15 protein-coding genes and 3 pseudogenes are annotated in these 17,414 nt (G+C 59.4%); 13 read left to right on the forward strand and 5 right to left on the reverse strand.

The annotated features are described in order from the left end of the window. Nucleotides 1-97: 97 nt before the first annotated feature. Genes AACG97_RS21140 through phnC form a run of 5 tightly spaced genes read right to left on the reverse strand, consistent with a single transcriptional unit; the run spans nt 98 to nt 4,503 of the window. Nucleotides 98-967, reverse strand: coding sequence for a LysR family transcriptional regulator (locus tag AACG97_RS21140; protein ID WP_010466239.1), 870 nt, complete (start codon nt 965-967; stop codon nt 98-100). Then, on the reverse strand, nt 961-1,971 hold the full coding sequence (gene ptxD, locus AACG97_RS21145; protein ID WP_003127732.1) for a phosphonate dehydrogenase PtxD: 1,011 nt from the start codon (nt 1,969-1,971) through the stop codon (nt 961-963). The genes AACG97_RS21140 and ptxD overlap by 7 nt, the downstream gene beginning before the upstream one ends. 8 nt (nt 1,972-1,979) lie before the next feature. After that, the gene (gene phnE / locus AACG97_RS21150; RefSeq protein WP_010466252.1) at nt 1,980-2,807 is read right to left on the reverse strand and encodes a phosphonate ABC transporter, permease protein PhnE; all 828 of its coding nucleotides are present in this window, start codon (nt 2,805-2,807) and stop codon (nt 1,980-1,982) included. Nucleotides 2,808-2,815: 8 nt separating this feature from the next. Continuing rightward, the gene (gene phnD, locus AACG97_RS21155) at nt 2,816-3,679 is read right to left on the reverse strand and encodes a phosphate/phosphite/phosphonate ABC transporter substrate-binding protein (protein WP_010562501.1); all 864 of its coding nucleotides are present in this window, start codon (nt 3,677-3,679) and stop codon (nt 2,816-2,818) included. After that, nucleotides 3,676-4,503: a phosphonate ABC transporter ATP-binding protein gene (phnC, locus tag AACG97_RS21160; RefSeq protein WP_003118432.1), complete on the reverse strand. Its 828-nt coding sequence runs from the start codon at nt 4,501-4,503 to the stop codon at nt 3,676-3,678. Before phnC ends, phnD begins: the two co-directional genes overlap by 4 nt. Before the next feature lie 461 nt (nt 4,504-4,964). Here phnC and AACG97_RS21165 point away from each other — a divergent pair. From AACG97_RS21165 to AACG97_RS21225, 13 genes and pseudogenes are all read left to right on the forward strand, one after another. Next, a pseudogene (locus tag AACG97_RS21165) lies at nt 4,965-5,477 on the forward strand (IS5-like element ISPre1 family transposase); the annotation flags it as partial. A 519-nt stretch (nt 5,478-5,996) separates the two neighbouring features. Beyond that, a complete protein-coding gene (gene ltrA / locus AACG97_RS21170) occupies nt 5,997-7,265 on the forward strand; it encodes a group II intron reverse transcriptase/maturase (RefSeq protein ID WP_010466266.1) in 1,269 nt (422 codons plus the stop codon). A gap of 59 nt (nt 7,266-7,324) precedes the next feature. After that, nucleotides 7,325-7,795 (forward strand): annotated as a pseudogene (locus AACG97_RS21175) (IS5 family transposase); the annotation flags it as partial. A gap of 328 nt (nt 7,796-8,123) precedes the next feature. Then, nucleotides 8,124-8,348, forward strand: a pseudogene (locus AACG97_RS21180) (DUF4113 domain-containing protein); the annotation flags it as partial. 936 nt (nt 8,349-9,284) lie between these two features. Then, nucleotides 9,285-9,983 (forward strand): hypothetical protein, encoded by a 699-nt coding sequence (locus AACG97_RS21185; protein ID WP_031324277.1) that lies wholly within the window; start codon nt 9,285-9,287, stop codon nt 9,981-9,983. A 10-nt stretch (nt 9,984-9,993) separates the two neighbouring features. Next, nucleotides 9,994-10,752, forward strand: a complete 759-nt coding sequence (locus tag AACG97_RS21190) for a TIGR03759 family integrating conjugative element protein (protein ID WP_055985437.1) — start codon at nt 9,994-9,996, stop codon at nt 10,750-10,752. After that, nucleotides 10,737-11,297 carry a lytic transglycosylase gene (locus tag AACG97_RS21195; protein WP_031324278.1) on the forward strand — a complete coding sequence of 187 codons (561 nt, stop codon included), beginning with the start codon at nt 10,737-10,739 and terminating at the stop codon, nt 11,295-11,297. Before AACG97_RS21190 ends, AACG97_RS21195 begins: the two co-directional genes overlap by 16 nt. 50 nt (nt 11,298-11,347) lie before the next feature. Beyond that, entirely contained in the window at nt 11,348-11,824 is a 477-nt protein-coding gene (locus AACG97_RS21200; protein WP_031324279.1) for an integrating conjugative element protein, read from the forward strand. An 8-nt stretch (nt 11,825-11,832) separates the two neighbouring features. Continuing rightward, nucleotides 11,833-12,081, forward strand: a complete 249-nt coding sequence (locus tag AACG97_RS21205; RefSeq protein ID WP_060500124.1) for a hypothetical protein — start codon at nt 11,833-11,835, stop codon at nt 12,079-12,081. Between the two features lies 1 nt (nt 12,082). After that, nucleotides 12,083-14,299, forward strand: coding sequence for a type IV conjugative transfer system coupling protein TraD (traD, locus tag AACG97_RS21210; protein WP_023660741.1), 2,217 nt, complete (start codon nt 12,083-12,085; stop codon nt 14,297-14,299). A 10-nt stretch (nt 14,300-14,309) separates the two neighbouring features. After that, entirely contained in the window at nt 14,310-15,059 is a 750-nt protein-coding gene (locus AACG97_RS21215; protein ID WP_023660742.1) for a TIGR03747 family integrating conjugative element membrane protein, read from the forward strand. An 11-nt stretch (nt 15,060-15,070) separates the two neighbouring features. Beyond that, nucleotides 15,071-16,540 carry a UvrD-helicase domain-containing protein gene (locus AACG97_RS21220; RefSeq protein ID WP_232555191.1) on the forward strand — a complete coding sequence of 490 codons (1,470 nt, stop codon included), beginning with the start codon at nt 15,071-15,073 and terminating at the stop codon, nt 16,538-16,540. Between the two features lie 18 nt (nt 16,541-16,558). Further along, on the forward strand, nt 16,559-16,882 hold the full coding sequence (locus AACG97_RS21225; RefSeq protein WP_023660744.1) for a hypothetical protein: 324 nt from the start codon (nt 16,559-16,561) through the stop codon (nt 16,880-16,882). The last annotated feature ends 532 nt before the right edge of the window (nt 16,883-17,414 follow it).

Below are 17,414 nucleotides of genomic sequence, written 5' to 3' on the forward strand. Positions count from 1 at the left end.
GGTGGGTGGGGTCGCGGTATTTTGCCAAATCAGAAAGTCTTTTTCAGAGTTTCCCTAGGCTGACAAGCCAAGCGCTGGATCGCAACCATCCATCACCTTATCCAGCTAGATCTGCCTCCTCCAATAAGTGCCGCACAAATCCCGGCGGGTGCAGATTTCCGGGAGGTTTGCGCCAGATCAGTTGGAGACGCTTTTCAAGCCCCGGGATGGGAAGAGCTACCAGCGCGCCACTGCGAACTTCGTCTTGTACTGCGGAAGCCATCACCAACGACACGCCGAGTCCCGCCCTCACTGCTTGTTTGACTGCCTCGGTGCTGCCTAGCTGCATACCGCTGCGAGGCACGCCCAGTTCGCCAAAGTATTCGGTCAGAAGCCGTCCGGTACCGCTACCCGGTTCACCTCCCAGCATCGGCAGGTCCACCAGACGATCACGTTCTATGCACCCTGCTTCAGCCAGCGCATGGTCGGGGCTGACGATAAGCACCAGCGGCTCGACCCGCCAGAGGCGGTGTTCGAAGTCGGGGTGAGGTAGCCACCATTCCATGATCGCGGCGTCGAGCTGGCCCGCCAGTAGCTGGTCGGCCACATCCGGGTTGGCGGCGATGCGCAGATCCACCTCGCCCCTCTCATTTGCGGTCGTCAGATAGTTGCGCACGAATGGCTGGAGAAGGTAGGTGCCGATGTTGGAGCTGGCCCCGACGCGCTCACGATTGCCATGCAGGGCTTCTAGCGCCCGGGCGTGCATGTCGAGCAAGGCGGTCGCATGCGGCATGAAGGCCAGCGCCCGTGTGGTAGGCTGGCAGCCGCTACGACTGCGCTGCACCAGCGTTACGCCGACCTGCTCTTCAAGCTTCTGCAAGTGCTGCGACACCGTCGGCTGGGCCAGCCCCAACGCCCTCGCCGCGCTCTGAAAACTGCCTGTTTGAACGATCGCTACCAGGCTCTTCAGCCAGACCGGATTCAACATGCGGCAGGCTCGGCCTTGGGCAGACGGTTCGCAGCGTTGATTGGGCGCGCACCTGCCAATGCCTGGATGATGTTCTGCGCTGCACAACGTTCAATCTCCAGGCGCACCGCGCGCACTGCCGACCCTATGTGCGGAGTGAACAGCGTATTCGGATGCGCGAGCAGCGCAGGATCGATCAGCCGCGGCCGGTCCGCGCGAGCCCAGTCTTCCATTTCGAATACATCCGCCGCATACCCGCCGAGCTGGCCTCGCTCAAGCGCCGCGAGCACGGCGGCTTCATCCACTACCGAACCACGACAGGGGTTTACAAGCAGAGCGCCCGGCCGTACGAGGGCAAGCAGCTCGGCGTTGACCAGATGCTGGGTATCGGCATTCAAGGGAAGCGCCAGCAGGATGAAGTCCGAGCTGGCGAAGAGTTCGCTGCACGCCACCCGGCGCAGGCCGAGCCGTTGCTCGGTTTGTGTATCCAGAGCCTTCGCCTCGTGGTACTGCAGGGTCGCGCCCCATCCCTGCAAGCGATCAGCCATGGCCAGTCCGATGGCGCCCATGCCAAGGATGCCGACCGTAGCGTTATCCAGCCCCGTGCCGTAGAACTGTGGTTGCCAGCCCTGGAACTTGCCAGAGCGGACGAACGCATCTGCTGCCCGCAGATGCCGCCCCAGCCCCACCGCCAGTCCGATCGCCAGCTCGGCAGTCGGGACCGTCAACAGATCAGGCACGAAGGTCAGCCAGACCCCGCGGGCAGTACAGGCGTCCACATCGAAATTGTCGAAGCCCTTGAGCGCGCAGCCGACTACACGCAGCTCAGGGCAGGCTTGAAGAAAGTCTGCATCGACCCGATCGGGCATGAACGCCATCATCGCCTGAGCATCGCGGCAGCGGCGCAGAATTTCCTCGCGCGGCAGCGTGCTGTCGGTCTGGTTGGTCATCAGCTCGCAATGTGGCGCCAGCAGTTGCAGGATCTCATCGTGTACTCGGTGAGTTATAACGAGTTTCGGCAGCATGGTTTGTCCTATTTGAAACGTTTGCGCAGCACGCCACTGAAGGCGTCTACTAGCGTGACCATGGCCAGGATGACCAGCAGGATTGCTGCAACCTCCTGGTACTGCATGATGCGCAGCGAGCCCATGAGTTCGAAGCCGATACCGCCGGCGCCAACCATGCCCATCACGGTGGAGGCGCGAAAGTTGTATTCCCAGCGGTAGATCGCCACGTCGGCGAACTGCGGCGTCACCTGTGGCAAAACCGCGTGCAGCAGCACTTGCATCGGCGTAGCCCCCGCCGCCCGAGCGGCTTCCACCGGCGCTTCGTCGACGTGCTCGATGGCCTCGGCGAAGAACTTGCCGACCATGCCGACCGAATGCAGACCCAGGGCAAGCACGCCCGGCAAGGCGCCGAACCCTACGGCTGCAACGAAGATGATGCCCATGATCAGCTCCGGCACCGACCGCAGGGCATTGAGCAGCACCCGGGCAACACCGAACACAAGGGGGTGCGGCGCCGTATTGCGCGCTGCAACGAAGGCCACCACCAGCGAGAACACCACTGCGATGGCCGTACCGGCGATGCTCATCGCCAAGGTGTCGATCAAGGGGCGAATCCAGCTTCGATAGCCCGAAAAGTCTGGCGGCATGGCCTCGCCTGCCAGGGTCGCGATGGAGGGCAGCCCGTTCAGCAGCGTGGTGGCATCGAGCAGCCCCACGTACCAGCAGGCCAACAGCACCACTCCGAATACAATCGCCACCTGCCCCAGCTGGCGCCACCAACCGAGGCCGAAGCCTCGAAGGATGTGCTCGCGTTGCTCTGCAGGCAGCGCCTGCACGTCGTAATGAGTAGACATATCGGTGCTCACATCGTGGCGAAGTCGAGGCCGAGCAGCGATCCCATGTTGCGGATCACATCGTAGTCGGCGTCGGTGATTGGCGCGAAGGCCTCGGCCTTGAAGTTGCGCAGCACTTCGGGATCGTCGATACCGACGAATACATCCCGCACCTTGGTTTTCAGCTCGGGGCTCAGGTTCGAGCGCATCGCCCAGGGGTACTGGGGGTATTCGCCGCTGTAACCAAGTACTTTCACCTTGCTCGGATCGATTAGGCCACGTTCGACTGCGTGATTGAAAATTACCTCCGACAGCCCACCCGCATCGGCGTTGCCGTTCGCCACGTTGACGGCAACGGCGTCATGCGTGCCCACAAAATGTTGTTCGTAGTCCTGCCCACCCGTCAAACCGGCCGTCTCAAGAAGCACGGCTTTGGGAATCAAATGGCTGGACGTCGATGCCCGGTCACCATAGGCCATCTTCTTGCCCTTAAGGTCGGCATACTCATTCACGCCTGACGCCACATTGGCGATAATCACCGAGCGATAGGTCGGCTTGCCGTCGATGACCATGGCAGCGAAGGGCTCGATGTCGCTTTTGCTTTTGGCCATGACGTAGGACAGCGGACCGAAATACGCCAGGTCGATACGGCCAAAGCGCATCGCCTCAATCATCGAGGAATAGTCGGTGGTTACGATCAGCTGCACCTTCTTGTCCAGATGCTCTTCCAGATAATCCTTCAGCGGCTGGTTACGCTTGATCAGCTCGGAGGCGTTTTCGTCCGGCAGCAGGGCAACCTTTAGCACATCCGGATCGGCATCGGCCGCTAGGGCGGACAAACTTGAAACAGCGGACAGCAAGCAAGTCAATAAGAGCGCGGATAAGCGTTTCATCGGGACATCTCCAGTGAAGGTTCGAGCATGACAGGTGGTTCAGCCGGAGCATTCGCTGGCTGAGTCGTAGAGCGGCCTGCATAGATGCGCTCAAGCTGCGCATCGGTGAGTTCCGAGGGCGCGGCATCGAAAACGATCTGAGAATCGGCCAGCCCGACGACGCGATCGGCGAAGCGGCGGGCATATTCGAGTTGATGCAGCGAAACGATGGCGGTGATGCCGTCTTCCTTGCAGATGTCGCGCAGCAATCCGAGAACACGGACCGAAGTGGCCGGGTCGAGACTGGCTACCGGCTCATCGGCCAGAATGATCGCCGGCTGTTGCGCTAGCGCACGCGCGATGCCTACCCGCTGCTGCTGGCCACCGGACAGTTTGTCCACCCGGCTTAGCGCCTTGTCTGCCAGACCGACCCGAGCGAGGCAACTGAGCGCAATCTCCTGATCGGCACGCGGCAGAGGAAACAGCGAGCGGAGCGTGTTGTGAAAGGCCAGCCGACCGGTAAGCACATTAGCCAGTGCGCTTTGACGTTCGATTAGCTGGTGGTGCTGAAAGATCATGGCGGTACGCCGACGATGCTGACGCAAGGCCGAGCCGCTGCCGAGTTCACCGAGTTCGCTGGTGACACTGCCGCCAGTGGGCGTGACGAGTCGATTGAGACTACGGAGCAAGGTCGACTTGCCTGCGCCCGAGAGACCAAGCAGCACGGTGAACTCACCACGCCGAAATGCAATCGAGGTATCGCGTAGGGCTGTCACGCCGCCTGGATAGACGACGCTCAACCGGTCGACCCGCAGCACGGCGTCCTGTATCGGATGGGGCGTCATTTGATCACCTTTCGCAATATTGCTGGCCGCACAATTGCGGTTCGCGATGCAAAGGGTAGAAATTCCTTGTTACCGCACTGCTTCTAAAGGATGACATTTCGATGAATACTTCGAATCTGCCGTAGCGGGGCGGCAAGCGAAGCCGTGGAAGAACGGGCGCAACGTAGCGTCTTTCTTCACGCGGGATACAGGAGGCTTTGATTGATACTGCTGCGGATTCGCTACAGTAACGTTGGGCCAGAACGTAATGCCATCCAAGCAAGAGAGCGCACACTAGCGGACTATAGGAGACATTCTATTCTTGCCCGTCGATTGACCTAGGCCGTTATGTGGCTGGTCGAAACCTTCAGGTGCCGCCCAACTAGACGTCTGTTGTCGCGCCCAGCTTAATGCTAGGGAAACTCTGAAGAAGACTTCCAGATTTTGGCAAAATACCCGGATTCCACCCACCGAGTTTCCCGATGAAGCAGATGACCTTCGCCGACGCCGAGTACGCCGGTAAGCGCAAACAAACCCGCAAAGAGTTGTTCCTGATCGAGATGGATCGGGTGGTGCCGTGGAAGGGTTTGATTGCCTTGATCGAGCCGCATTATCCCAAGGGTGAAGGCGGTCGTCCGGCCTATCCGCTGATGGCGATGCTGCGCGTGCACCTGATGCAAAACTGGTTCGGTTACAGCGATCCAGCGATGGAAGAGGCGCTGTACGAGACCACCATCCTGCGCCAGTTCGCGGGGCTGAGCTTGGAGCGTATCCCCGATGAAACCACCATCCTCAACTTCCGTCGTTTGCTGGAGAAGCACGAACTAGCCGCCGGCATCTTGGCTGTCATCAATGGCTATCTGGGCGACCGAGGGCTGTCGCTGCGCCAAGGCACGATCGTCGATGCCACGCTGATCAATGCGCCGAGTTCGACCAAGAACAAGGACGGTAAGCGCGACCCGGAAATGCATCAGACCAAGAAGGGTAACCAGTACTGTGTGTCACGAACACAGGTCAGATGACCTGTGCTGCTGTGCCGAAGATGGAAGTAGGCCTTCTGAAGTCGGCTTGCAGGAGCGGACTTCAAACCACCCGGTGCTGCTGCATCCAAAAGGTGTGGTGGTGAGCGACCGAGGAAAAGTCATCCCTGAGGATGGCAGGTGAGTATGGAGAAGATGAGCGAAAGCAAACCGTCCGATGACGCATCGTTATGCCCAAGGTGCTGCCGAAACTGAGGTGGAGTACTGGCTTCAGGACAAGTCGGGGCGTTACCTGCTTACGGACCCGATGGCAGCCGGTGTATAGGCGGCATGATCTTCATACAGGCTTTGGTACGGAACGTGAGAACCTTGTTCCAGATGCGAAGGAAAATGACAAATGGCCAACACCATGAGGAAGAATACCGATGCTGGAACGAGGGGCGGAGCCTCCCGTAGTAGCGATGAAGCCTCTGTAATGGAGGTGGAGCGAAGGGGCGGCGTTATCCGGCCGACGAGCGTTGCCAACCTCCGGGGATGAGTGGCGTGAGCTCGGCGAAACCTTATGACATAGCGAAACGCACGGTATGGGACGCCTACCAGCAGGTCAGGGCCAACCGCGGTGCTGCCGGCATCGACGATGAAACCATCGCCGATTTCGAGCGGGATCTGTCTAAGAATCTCTACAAGCTGTGGAATCGGATGTCGTCGGGGTCGTACTTCCCGCCTCCGGTCAAGCAAGTAGAAATTCCCAAGGCATCGGGAGGCACGCGCAAGCTGGGAGTGCCCACGGTTGGTGATCGTGTCGCGCAAACCGTGGTCAAGCTTCTCATCGAGCCGGAGCTGGACTCGATCTTCCACTCGGACTCCTATGGGTACCGGCCGGGACGATCAGCGAAGCAGGCGGTGGCGATCACGCGTGAGCGCTGCTGGCGATACGACTGGGTGGTGGAGTTTGATATCAAGGCAGCCTTCGATCAGATCAATCATGGGTTGCTGATGAAGGCGGTGCGCCTGCACATCAAGGAGGACTGGATACTTCTGTACATCGAGCGGTGGCTGGTTGCGCCGTTCGAAACGGATCACGGTATGCGCGTCCGACGCGAACGCGGCACCCCGCAAGGTGGAGTGATCAGTCCCCTCCTGATGAATCTGTTCATGCACTATGCCTTCGACACCTGGATGCAACGTACCAGCCCCAACTGCCCGTTTGCCCGCTACGCCGATGATGCGGTGGTGCACTGCCGCAGTCGAAAGCAAGCGGAGTACGTGATGCGCTCCATTGCTTCACGGCTGGCTGCCTGTGGCTTGACGATGCACCCCGAGAAATCGAAGGTCGTGTACTGCAAGGACAGTAACCGTCGCGCAGGTTATCCGCATGTGAGCTTTACCTTCCTCGGCTTCACCTTTAGGCCGAGGAAGGCGCTCAGCAAACAAGACCAGCTCTTCACGAGCTTCCTTCCGGGAGCGAGTGCGGATGCCTTAAAGCGGATGCGGCAAGCGGTACGCAGGTGGCGACTCAATCGCCAAACCCACGTGACGCTGGTCGACGTGGCTCGGCTCTACAATCCAGTGATACAGGGGTGGTCGCAATACTATGGCTCGTTCTATCGGACAGCCATGCTTGGCATCTTCCAGCACATTGACCGCGCGCTTGAACGCTGGGCCCGACGAAAATACAAGGCTCTTCATAGGCGCAAGCGGCGCATTAGCCAATGGCTGGACAAGATGCGGACTGTGGTACCCCGGCTGTTTCATCACTGGCGAGTGACCGGGCAGCAAGGTTGGATAACGGGAGCCGTATGACGCGAGAGTGTCACGTACGGTTCTGCGAGCGGCTGCGGGGGCAGTTCCCGCGGCCGACTCACCACTTCGGCATGAAGGCGCACATCGGTGTCGATGATGAGTCGGGCTTGGTGCACAGCGTGGTGGGCACGGCGGCCAACGTGGCCGATGTCACCCAGGTCGATAAGCTGCTGCACGGCGATGAGAACATGGTCGGTGCCGACGCGGGTTACACCGGCGTCGAGAAACGCCCTGAACATGAAGGCCGGGGGGTCATCTGGCAGATCGCCGCCCGCCGTAGTACTTACAAGAAGCTTGATAAGCGCAGTGCTTTGTACAAAGCCAAGCGCAAGATTGAGAAGGCCAAGGCTCAGGTACGAGCCAAGGTCGAGCATCCGTTCCGGGTGATCAAGCGCCAGTTCGGTTATGTGAAGGTGCGCTTCCGTGGTCTGGCGAAGAACACGGCGCAACTGATGACGCTGTTCGCGCTGTCGAACCTGTGGATGGCGCGCCGACATTTACTGGCGAATGCAGGAGAGGTGCGCCTGTAATGTGGAAAATGGCTGCCGCGAGGTGCTCGCGGCGGCTAAAAACACAGAAATAAGCGGGTGATCTGAGCGTTTTTGATCGATTTGCCGCTTTTAAAATCGGCAGGGGCTGAAGTCAGCCAGAAATACACAACTACTTCAGACCATCCTTAGGGGGTAAAACCTTGCTTTCACCATGCCAATTCGGCGGAGGGGGCAGGCAGCAAGTGGCCCGGTCCTAAGCCTATTTCAGCCACAATTGATTATCAAGTCTTATAACGGGCTAAGGCTTATCCCTCTACTTCGGCGGAGAGCGAGGGCTGGGCTTGGGCATTACCGCGATATCTCCTTGCTACGGCAACCGGGTGAGTTCACTGACGATCTCTTCGCGGCAACGCAACCAGTTGCCTGCGATCGCCTGATGTCGGTAATGGATGGCATAAACCAGCGGTACGGCAAAGGCACACTGAGATCTGCCAACGTTCCAAGAAGCCCTGAGTGGGGTATGCGTCGGGAACTGCTGAGTCAGTCGTTTACGACCCGGTTAGATCAGCTATGGCGGGTTTACTGCAGATGAGGGTGGCGCGCCAGGCATTGGCCATGCTCTGTCTTAATGCAAAAAGCCCCGCCCTGGCGAACCAGAACGGGGCTTCCCCATTAATTAGAACCAGTCTTCATAATGGTCCCGCAGGAACTCGTACAGCTTGAAAGCTCTGTAACCATTCCAAACGAGGTCCCACAAACGTCCAAATTTAGACATTTCGGCCTCCTAAGTAGGTAAGGCCGAACCTCCAGCGCTTTTTCCAGAACACATAGCGCCTTCGAGTTACCGTTGATGGTCCCTGTGAGGTGGCCGGTTGAGAACCCCCGGATGGTCATCTGGCGCGGGTTCCTACGCCGCGTCTGGGGGATGAAACTGTTGCGTAACTGGCCACCTGCTTCGGGCAACGTGAGTGCAGGCAGCGCCATAATAGCTGCAAATCTGGCATTGTGCGATCATGGGCGGAAGCAGTCAGCTTTCAGCCAAGCCGAAAAGCGGATCGGTTTTCAGGCCACCGAAAACGGTCGGTACGTTCGTCGCATGCCAAAACGCAATCCCAATCGGACCACCACCATTTGCAAATCGTAATTTACGAACGTAAACTGAACGCACGTTGATGGTCCCTGTGAGGACTCGCAATTCAGCCCCCTAATCTGGATTGCACAAAAACCGCCTTCCCTAAAGGCGGTTTTTTTTTGCCTGCTGGAAAGTGAATCCAGTGTAACCCCCAGATGGCTGGTTCTAAACATTCGTGGCAATCGTTCACTGGCCGTCAGCCGAGAAAACCGTTTGTCCAGCACGCTCGTCCTGAGCGACCTGGGCTGCAAAGGTGGGTTTGCAGTCGCGGCGCTCGCCAGCAGATGGCGGGCCCTTTGGCATCGATCAATAAATTCCACACGGTCGGGCTAAGTATTTTCTGCTGAAACAGCATCATGGATGCGCGAGGGTGTACTCGGCTTCGAGAGGACACCCATGAAACTGCCGATCCGAAAATATCTGCCCATCGCCGCAGGACTGCTCATCCTGGGCGGCATCATCGCGTTCCAGCAATACCAGCTGTCGACCCTGTCTCGCGCTGTGAACGGAGCAGCAGAGAAAATTTCCATCGACGCACTCCAGAGCAGGGTGAGCGCGATCGACGATCGTCTCGACACTGTGTCAGGCAAACCCCTGGTCACGATGGAAGACTTCCGTGTTAGCCAGCAAACACTCTCGAGCCGGATCGATGCTGTGCAAGCCACGGCAAAGCAGGCCCACGAAGCTGCAGTTGAAGCCACTCGCTCATCCGCGACTGCGGGCGATCTCCTGGTACTGAAAGCCGACCTTGAGTCACTTGACGGCAAAGTGCAGAAAATGAGCAGGCCACAGGCCCAGGCAACTGCACCAGCTCCTAAAGCCTCCACTTCCAAACCGAAGGCGAAGCCCGCACCGGTTAAAGCCACGCCCATCCCGCAAGAGCCTCCACCATTTCAGATGGTCGGTCTCGAATACCGGGGCGGCGAGCGCTTTCTATCTGTTGCCCCCACCGGTAGCACGCGACTGAGCCAGATCTACCTGCTTCGGCCAGGCGAAGTGGTCAGTGGCAGCACCTGGCGACTCAAGGCTGTAGATGAACGAACTGCAACCTTCGACGCCGGCGGCACAACCCGAACCCTGAGCATCCAGCCATGAGAAAAGCATCATGAATCTACCAATCGTTCGAGCCATCGCCTGCGCCTGCGCATTTACTGCTGCGGGCATTGAGGCCGCGCCGCTTCCTTCCGCTGTAGGAGGAGGCGCCCCCAGTGTTCAACAGCTCACCAGCGAAAGCATCCTGTCGCAGGACAAGCTTCATGATAAAGCAGCGCAGGAGTGGGGCCTGACCTCCAAGGAATACGAGCGATATCAAGAAGTGATGCAAGGGCCTCGGGGGGTGTATTCGCCGGGGCTTGACCCGCTCACTGCACTCGGAATCGAAGCTCGATCGGATAGTGAGCGGCGCCGGTTTGCCGAGCTCCAGGTTCAGGCAGAGCGTCAACGAGTCGACAGGGAGCTCGCCTACCAGCGAGCCTACGATGAGGCGTACCAGCGTCTGTTCCCGGGCATCAATGCCATTGAGATTTCGGCCTCCCCTTCGACCCGGGCCGGGTCCGGGAGCGGCCCAGCTCTGGAAGGTAACGGGCGAATGGCACTCTTCGTCAAAGACGACTGCCTGCCCTGCATCGACCAGGTCAAACGCCTGCAGGCGTCCCAGACACCGTTTGACCTCTATTTCGTCGGCAGCCAGAACGACGATGAACGAATTCGCCGCTGGGCAATCCTCGCGGGTGTTGACCCGTCCAGTGTTAAAAGCCGACTGATCACACTCAATCATGACCAGGGCCGTTGGATTCGCCTCGGTCTCGGCGGCTCGCTGCCAGCGGCCGTGACGCAGGTGAACGGATCATGGCGCCGTCAATGAGTTGGTGGCAGCTCTGCCTGCTGCCGGTGCTACTGTTCGCCGGCAATGCGTGGGGCGTGGAAGATCCGCCACCAGCTTACAAGGCGATCGCCATCAGGCACGGGGTTCCACCGGTCGTGCTCTATTCAGTGGCGCTGCAGGAGAGCGGCACCCGCCTTCGGGGTCAGCTTGTGCCCTGGCCGTGGACGTTGAATGTCGCGGGCACCGGCTATCGCTTCGCCACCCGCGCAGATGCTTGCCGAGCGCTGTTGGTCGCAATTGCGACCGCTGGGCCCGCTCGAGTCGACGTGGGACTGGGGCAAACCAATATTCGCTCGAACGGGCATCGCTACAGCTTTCCCTGCGAAGGCCTGGACCCCTACAAGAACTTGGCGGTGACCGCCCAGATCCTGGCTGAGCAAAAGGCCAAGGGCGGAACCTGGATCGATGCTGCCGGGCGGTATCACCGCCCGGCCGGCGGCGCGCCGGCGGCAAAGTACCGAGGCTACTTCGCGAAACATCTCAGCCGGGTCACCGGCATCAATTTCGAGGTACGGACCCCATGACATATCCCCACGCCTGGCGGTCACACGTCTTGCAAGCCCTAGCCTTCGCGATGGTGACCAGCCTGGCCCTACCCACCAATGCTGACCAGCAAGCGGTGCTCACAGTAGTAGAGGACCGCGGCGGAGCATCCGCATTGCTCTACTACCAGGACATTGAGCCCGAGCCTGCGCACGCTCCCCCAGTTGTGACTGGTGTCAGGGCTGGAGGGGCTTTCCCGGTGTTGACTCCAGAACTGAGCCCGGGCCCAGTACAGGGACGGGTCATCAATGCAGCTGGTCTGCAGCCGATGTTCATCGTCGGGGATGATCCAATGTCGCAGGCCTGGCTCAAGCAGAAACTGCCGGCACTTCAAGGCCTGCAGGCAGTGGGACTCGCCGTGAATGTTGGCAACGCGGCACGACTGCAAGAGATCCGCCGCTGGGCTCCCGGGTTGCAAGTGATGCCCGTTCCTGCCAGCGATATTGCTGGTCGCTTGGGGCTGCAGCACTACCCGGTGCTGATCACAGCCACAACCCTTCAGCAGTGAGACCCGGTATGCGCCCAACACGACCTGTATCGCCGGTGTTCACGCTGATCATCAGCCATCCCCTGCACCGACCCGGCCGCGAGCAAATGATCGAGCAGGTCCGCCACGTGAGCGAGCTCTACGGTGCGCGCTTAACCGGGATCTCCGAGTTCAACGAACACGCATTCGCCCAGCGCCTGGCCGAACGGCTGACTCCGGACCAGGTCGAGGCAGCACGCGCTGAAGCCGACGCCCTGACCTACACCTCGAGGACGTGAGATGGCGACATATACCCTTGAATCTCTGCTCCGCCCCCCGGTAGAACTATTCACCACTGCCGTCTGCTATGTAGCGGCTGCACTCTGCATTGGCGCACCCTGGGCTTTTGCCCTGACACCGCTGTTCGGGATTGTCGCCGCCCTGGGCTTTATCTACCTGGGCACCATTCGGCTCCTGCAGGCGCGGAGGGTCCTACGCTACCAGGCGAATTTACGGCGGCTTCCCCACTACACCATGACCAGCGCTGAAATGCCGATCAGCAATGAGCGCCTGTTCATCGGTCGTGGATTCCGGTGGACACAGAAGCACACGCAACGCCTGGCCGACACCTACCTTCCCCAGTTCGCGGCCTACGTCGAGCCGACGAACCTCTATATACGTGCGCGCTGGCTGGAAGAACGTCTGGAGTTCGCCCCCTTTCCACTGAAGCTCATCACCAAGGTCACTGGCTGGGACTCCAACTGGAACCCCGCCAGGCCGCTGCCACCCGTGGGTGGCCTGCCCAGGCTGCATGGAATCGAGCCTGATGAGCAGAACGTTAGCCTGCCTCTCGGTGAGCGCGTGGGCCACACATTGGTGCTGGGAACCACACGGGTAGGCAAGACTCGCCTGGCTGAGGTCTTCATCACGCAGGACATTCGCCGAACGCATCGACGCGGGCCGCGAGTCCGTATGGGGCGCCGGAGCCAAACTTCCCATCGCTGGAGCCGGCGCCGGCGTGCAGACGCACAGGCCGACCACGAGGTTGTGATCGTCTTCGACCCGAAAGGTGATGCGGATCTGCTCAAGCGCATGTACATCGAATGCAAGCGCGCCGGACGCCTCGACGAGTTTTATGTGTTCCACCTGGGCTGGCCGGACATTTCCGCGCGCTACAACGCCATCGGCCGCTTTGGTCGGATCAGCGAGGTCGCCACCCGTATCGCTGGCCAGCTCTCCGGCGAGGGCAACTCTGCTGCGTTCCGGGAGTTCGCCTGGCGATTCGTCAACATCATCGCGCAGTCGTTGGTCGCCCTCGGCCGCCGTCCTGACTACGAACAGATCCGCCGGCACGTCATCAACATCGACGAGCTATTCATCGAATACGCCCAGAAGTACTTCGCAGAACATGATCCGAAGGCCTGGCAAGCCATCGTTGAAGTTGAAGGCAAGATCGATCGGAAGAACCTGTCATTCGCCATGAAGGACCGTCCGCTGCGCGTCGTGGCGATCGACATGTACTTGACCCAGAAACGCATCAACGACTCCGTCATGGATGGCCTGCGAAGTGCCGTGCGCTACGACAAGACCTACTTCGACAAGATCGTCGCATCCCTGCTGCCGCTCCTGGAGAAACTCACCACTGGTCGTATCGCTGAGCTACTCGCGCCCGACTACCTGGATCTCGCTGACCAGCGACCGATTTTCGACTGGATGCAAGTGATTCGGAAACGCGCGGTCGTATACATCGGCCTCGATGCGCTGTCCGACACTGAGGTCGCTGCGGCGGTGGGCAACTCGATGTTCAGCGACCTGGTCTCCGTCGCCGGCCACATTTACAAGCATGGCATCGATGATGGTCTGCCGGGCCATATGGCCGGTGGCAAGGTTCGCATCAACCTCCACGCTGACGAGTTCAACGAACTGATCGGGGACGAGTTCATCCCCATGGTGAACAAAGCCGGCGGCGCGGGCATGCAGGTCACCGCCTACACCCAGACCATGAGCGACATCGAGGCGAAGATTGGCTCGAAAGCCAAGGCCGGCCAGGTGATCGGTAACTTCAACAACCTGTTCATGTTGCGCGTCCGTGAAACCGCAACCGCCGAGCTGCTGACCAACCAGCTGCCCAAGGTGCAGATTTACAACAGCACCCCGGCGAGCAGTGCGAACGACTCGGTCAACGGGAAAACAGCATTCACCTCGAGCTCACATGACCAAGTGCAACTGGCGAGCGTGCCGATGATTGAGCCCGCCCACGTGGTCGGGCTTCCCAAGGGGCAGGCCTTCGCGCTCATTGAGGGTGGAAACCTCTGGAAGGTCCGCATGCCGCTTCCCGCGAACGACCCCGACGAGGTCATGCCCGGCAATCTGCAGGACCTGGCCGCAGGCATGCGACGTTCGGCGGCGTCCTCAAGCGACTGGTGGGAAGCCCCGGGCTATCAGGAACTGAAATCTGCGTTACCCGAAGACCTGGTTGAAGATTTCCGTCAGGTGGCCACCGATGACGCAGCTTGAGGTGTAGGCCATGGCAGACGACGTTTCAAAGAAGGCCGAACAGCAGCAGGAGCGACAGGAATCGCTGTTCAGCAAGATCTTCTGGTTCCCGTTCAACTTTCTCGGAGTGATGTTCGGCTCGCTGCTCGTCGCCATCTTGGTCGACTGGGTATGCCTGTACTTCTTCTGGCCAGAAGCTGGATGGCGACACGGTCAGCAAATGCTGGTCAGCGAGGTCAGCTGGTTATCCAAAGGCTTGGTCCACAGTGCCATCGTCCAAGAGCCGGGACGCACTGCGACATGGCTGGTCACCGAAGCTTATGACTGGCTGATCGTGAAGACCGGGATGCTCAGCTGGGTCCAGGGTATGGAGTCGATAGCCCACGCCGGGCCCCGCAACGAGATGGACATGCGCTACTGGGCCGCGCAAAGCGTCACAACGGTCCAGAACTATGTGCTTGCCGCTCTCTTCACCGTTCTGGTGTTTTGCGTCCGCTTGGTCGTGCTGCTGATGACCATACCGCTGTTCGCCATGGCGGCACTGACGGGTCTGGTCGACGGCCTGGTGCGCCGAGATCTGCGCAAATTCGGCGCTGGCCGCGAATCCAGTTACCTCTATCACAAGGCCCGCGCAACGATCATGCCGTTGGCTATTTTCCCCTGGACCTTCTACTTGGCACTCCCGATCAGCATCAGTCCCATGCTGGTACTGCTCCCCTGCGCCGCCCTGCTCGGTGTGTCCGTGAGCATCACGGCCGCGAGCTTCAAGAAGTATTTGTGAGGAAGAGCACGATGCAATGGACCCACGAACAGTCGCCGATCATCCAGTCGGAGGCTCCGAAACTCCTCATCCAGGCCGGCGCCGGCAGTGGAAAGACCACCACGCTGGTGGGATACGCTCAACATCACTCCCGACTGCGGATTCTCTATCTCTGCTACAACAAGTCGGTGGAGATCGCCGCACGGGGACGCTTCCCGCGCAACGTGGTGAACAAAACCGCACACGGCCTGGCCTACGCCGTCTATGGCACACAGTTCAGCCATAAGCAGACCAACAACTTGCGACTGACCGACATCGCCCGAGCGATCGATACGCAGGACTGGGAGTTGGTTAGAGACGTGCTGACCACCCTCAACAACTACATGGCCAGCGCCGACGATCTTATCGAACGCTGCCACTTTCCGCGGCTCCGTGACCGGCCGATGCTTACGTCCGCCCAGGAGCGCTACCTGAAGCAAGCGCTCGCAGCAGCGATGGGCATCTGGAAGCGAATGACTGACCTGCAGGACACAGCGGTGCAGATCACTCATGACGGTTACCTGAAGCTGTACCAGTTGAGCAAACCCGATCTGAGCCAGCGCTTCGACTGTGTTCTGCTCGATGAGGGGCAGGACGTAAACCCCGTGATCGCAGACATTGTGCGCATTCAGAACATTCGCAAGGTGGCAGTGGGTGATCGTCATCAGCAGATCTATCGCTTTCGAGGCGCGGAAGATGCTCTCAACGCCAGCTGGATGGCCGGGGCTGAGAAGCACTACCTGACCCAGAGCTTCAGGTTTGGGCCGGCAGTCGCCCATGTCGCCAACATCATCCTGTCCTACAAGGGAGAAACCAGGAAGCTGCAGGGACTGGGCGAGAAGACATTGGTGAAGAAAGCGCTGCCGGCTGGACTGCCGCACAGGACGTACATTCATCGAACCGTCATTGGGGTGATTGAAAACGCTCTGTGCCTGGTCACCGAGAAGCCCAAGATCTACTGGGTTGGCGGCATCGACAGCTACTCAGTGCGCGACCTCGAGGACCTGTTCTATTTCAGTCGACAGCAGCGCGACCTGGTCCAGAACAAAAAACTGCTCCGTGACTACCGGGACTATGCCCAGTACGTAGAAATCGCCGAGGTGAGCCAGGACAGCGAGATGATCCGCTCGATCAAGATCATCAACATGTATCCGGATCTGCCCCAGCGAATCTTGGCTCTACGCTCATGCACGGTGGATAAGGAGCTTGACGCAACTATTACGTTGACCTCTGCCCACAAGTCGAAAGGCCTGGAGTGGGATTTTGTCGGGCTCTTCGACGACTTCACGTCAGACCCGCTCTCACCGGATATCGATCCAGGCCGACGAGATGATGAGCTGAACCTTCTGTATGTGGCCGTCACCCGAGCGATGAAGATCTTGGCGATCAACAGTCTGGTGCTGTCCATTATGGAACGCTACGTCGACGCGCTCGCCCCCGGGGCACGTCAAGCGCGCGGCTGATTAAGTAAAGGAGGAACCATGAGCAAGAAATTCGAACACCGCGCTGAGTTTGTCGCTATCCCATTCAAGAACACGACTAGCGGCGCATGGATCTTCAAGAGCACTGAGCAGACGTTGGAACCCGATGTTGTGTCTCTCTTGTCCGAAGACGAGCCGCTGCAGACGAAGATGCTCGAGCTCGGCGCCGATGGCTGGGAACTCGTCAGCACGCAGCCAGTGTGCCGAGGGGAGATCAAGATGGGCAATCAAAATGCCCAGGCCTGGTCCTACGGATTTCCCATGCCGGTCGGATATCTGCTCTTTTTCAAGCGCGAGGCCGGGAACAGCGAGTTACCAGCCTGACCCATCCGTTGCCTAGCCTTCATGATCGTAACCAGGGGCGAATAGAGAAAACGGAAATTTTTGTACGCTAAGCGCTCTGTCAGGTTATCCAGACTTTGTTTTCGGCAACGGCGACTCTAACTAAGCCTTACGTTGGTTGGTTCCGTTGCTCCCCAAACCCCATCATCTAGCTTTATCTTGGGGATTGCAGGAGGGGCTTGGGTTGAAGGTGCAAGCGACGCTTCCCTATCAGACCCGCCACTAACGAAATGAACAGAAAGGAACCCCCACGACATGACCAATACCGAGCCCCCCCCGAGCAGCTTCAAGCGCGCATCGCCGAGCTGGAAGCGCAGGGGGTCATGACTGCGTCTCCGTCTCTTGCATCACAATGTCCAGATACTGACCACCGTCCACCCCACGCATTGTCCAGTAACTGAACAACTCCACTTCGAACACAGCGAAGAACACTGTAAATACCACTGTCTGTAGCTACCAGAAAGCTGGCACGACCTCTGCTATATGTTTTTCATCGCAGCCAATGACGGCTGGC

Origin of the sequence: Pseudomonas sp. Nvir, assembly GCF_963778085.1 — a bacterium.
GTDB classification, from domain to species: domain Bacteria; phylum Pseudomonadota; class Gammaproteobacteria; order Pseudomonadales; family Pseudomonadaceae; genus Aquipseudomonas; species Aquipseudomonas juntendi.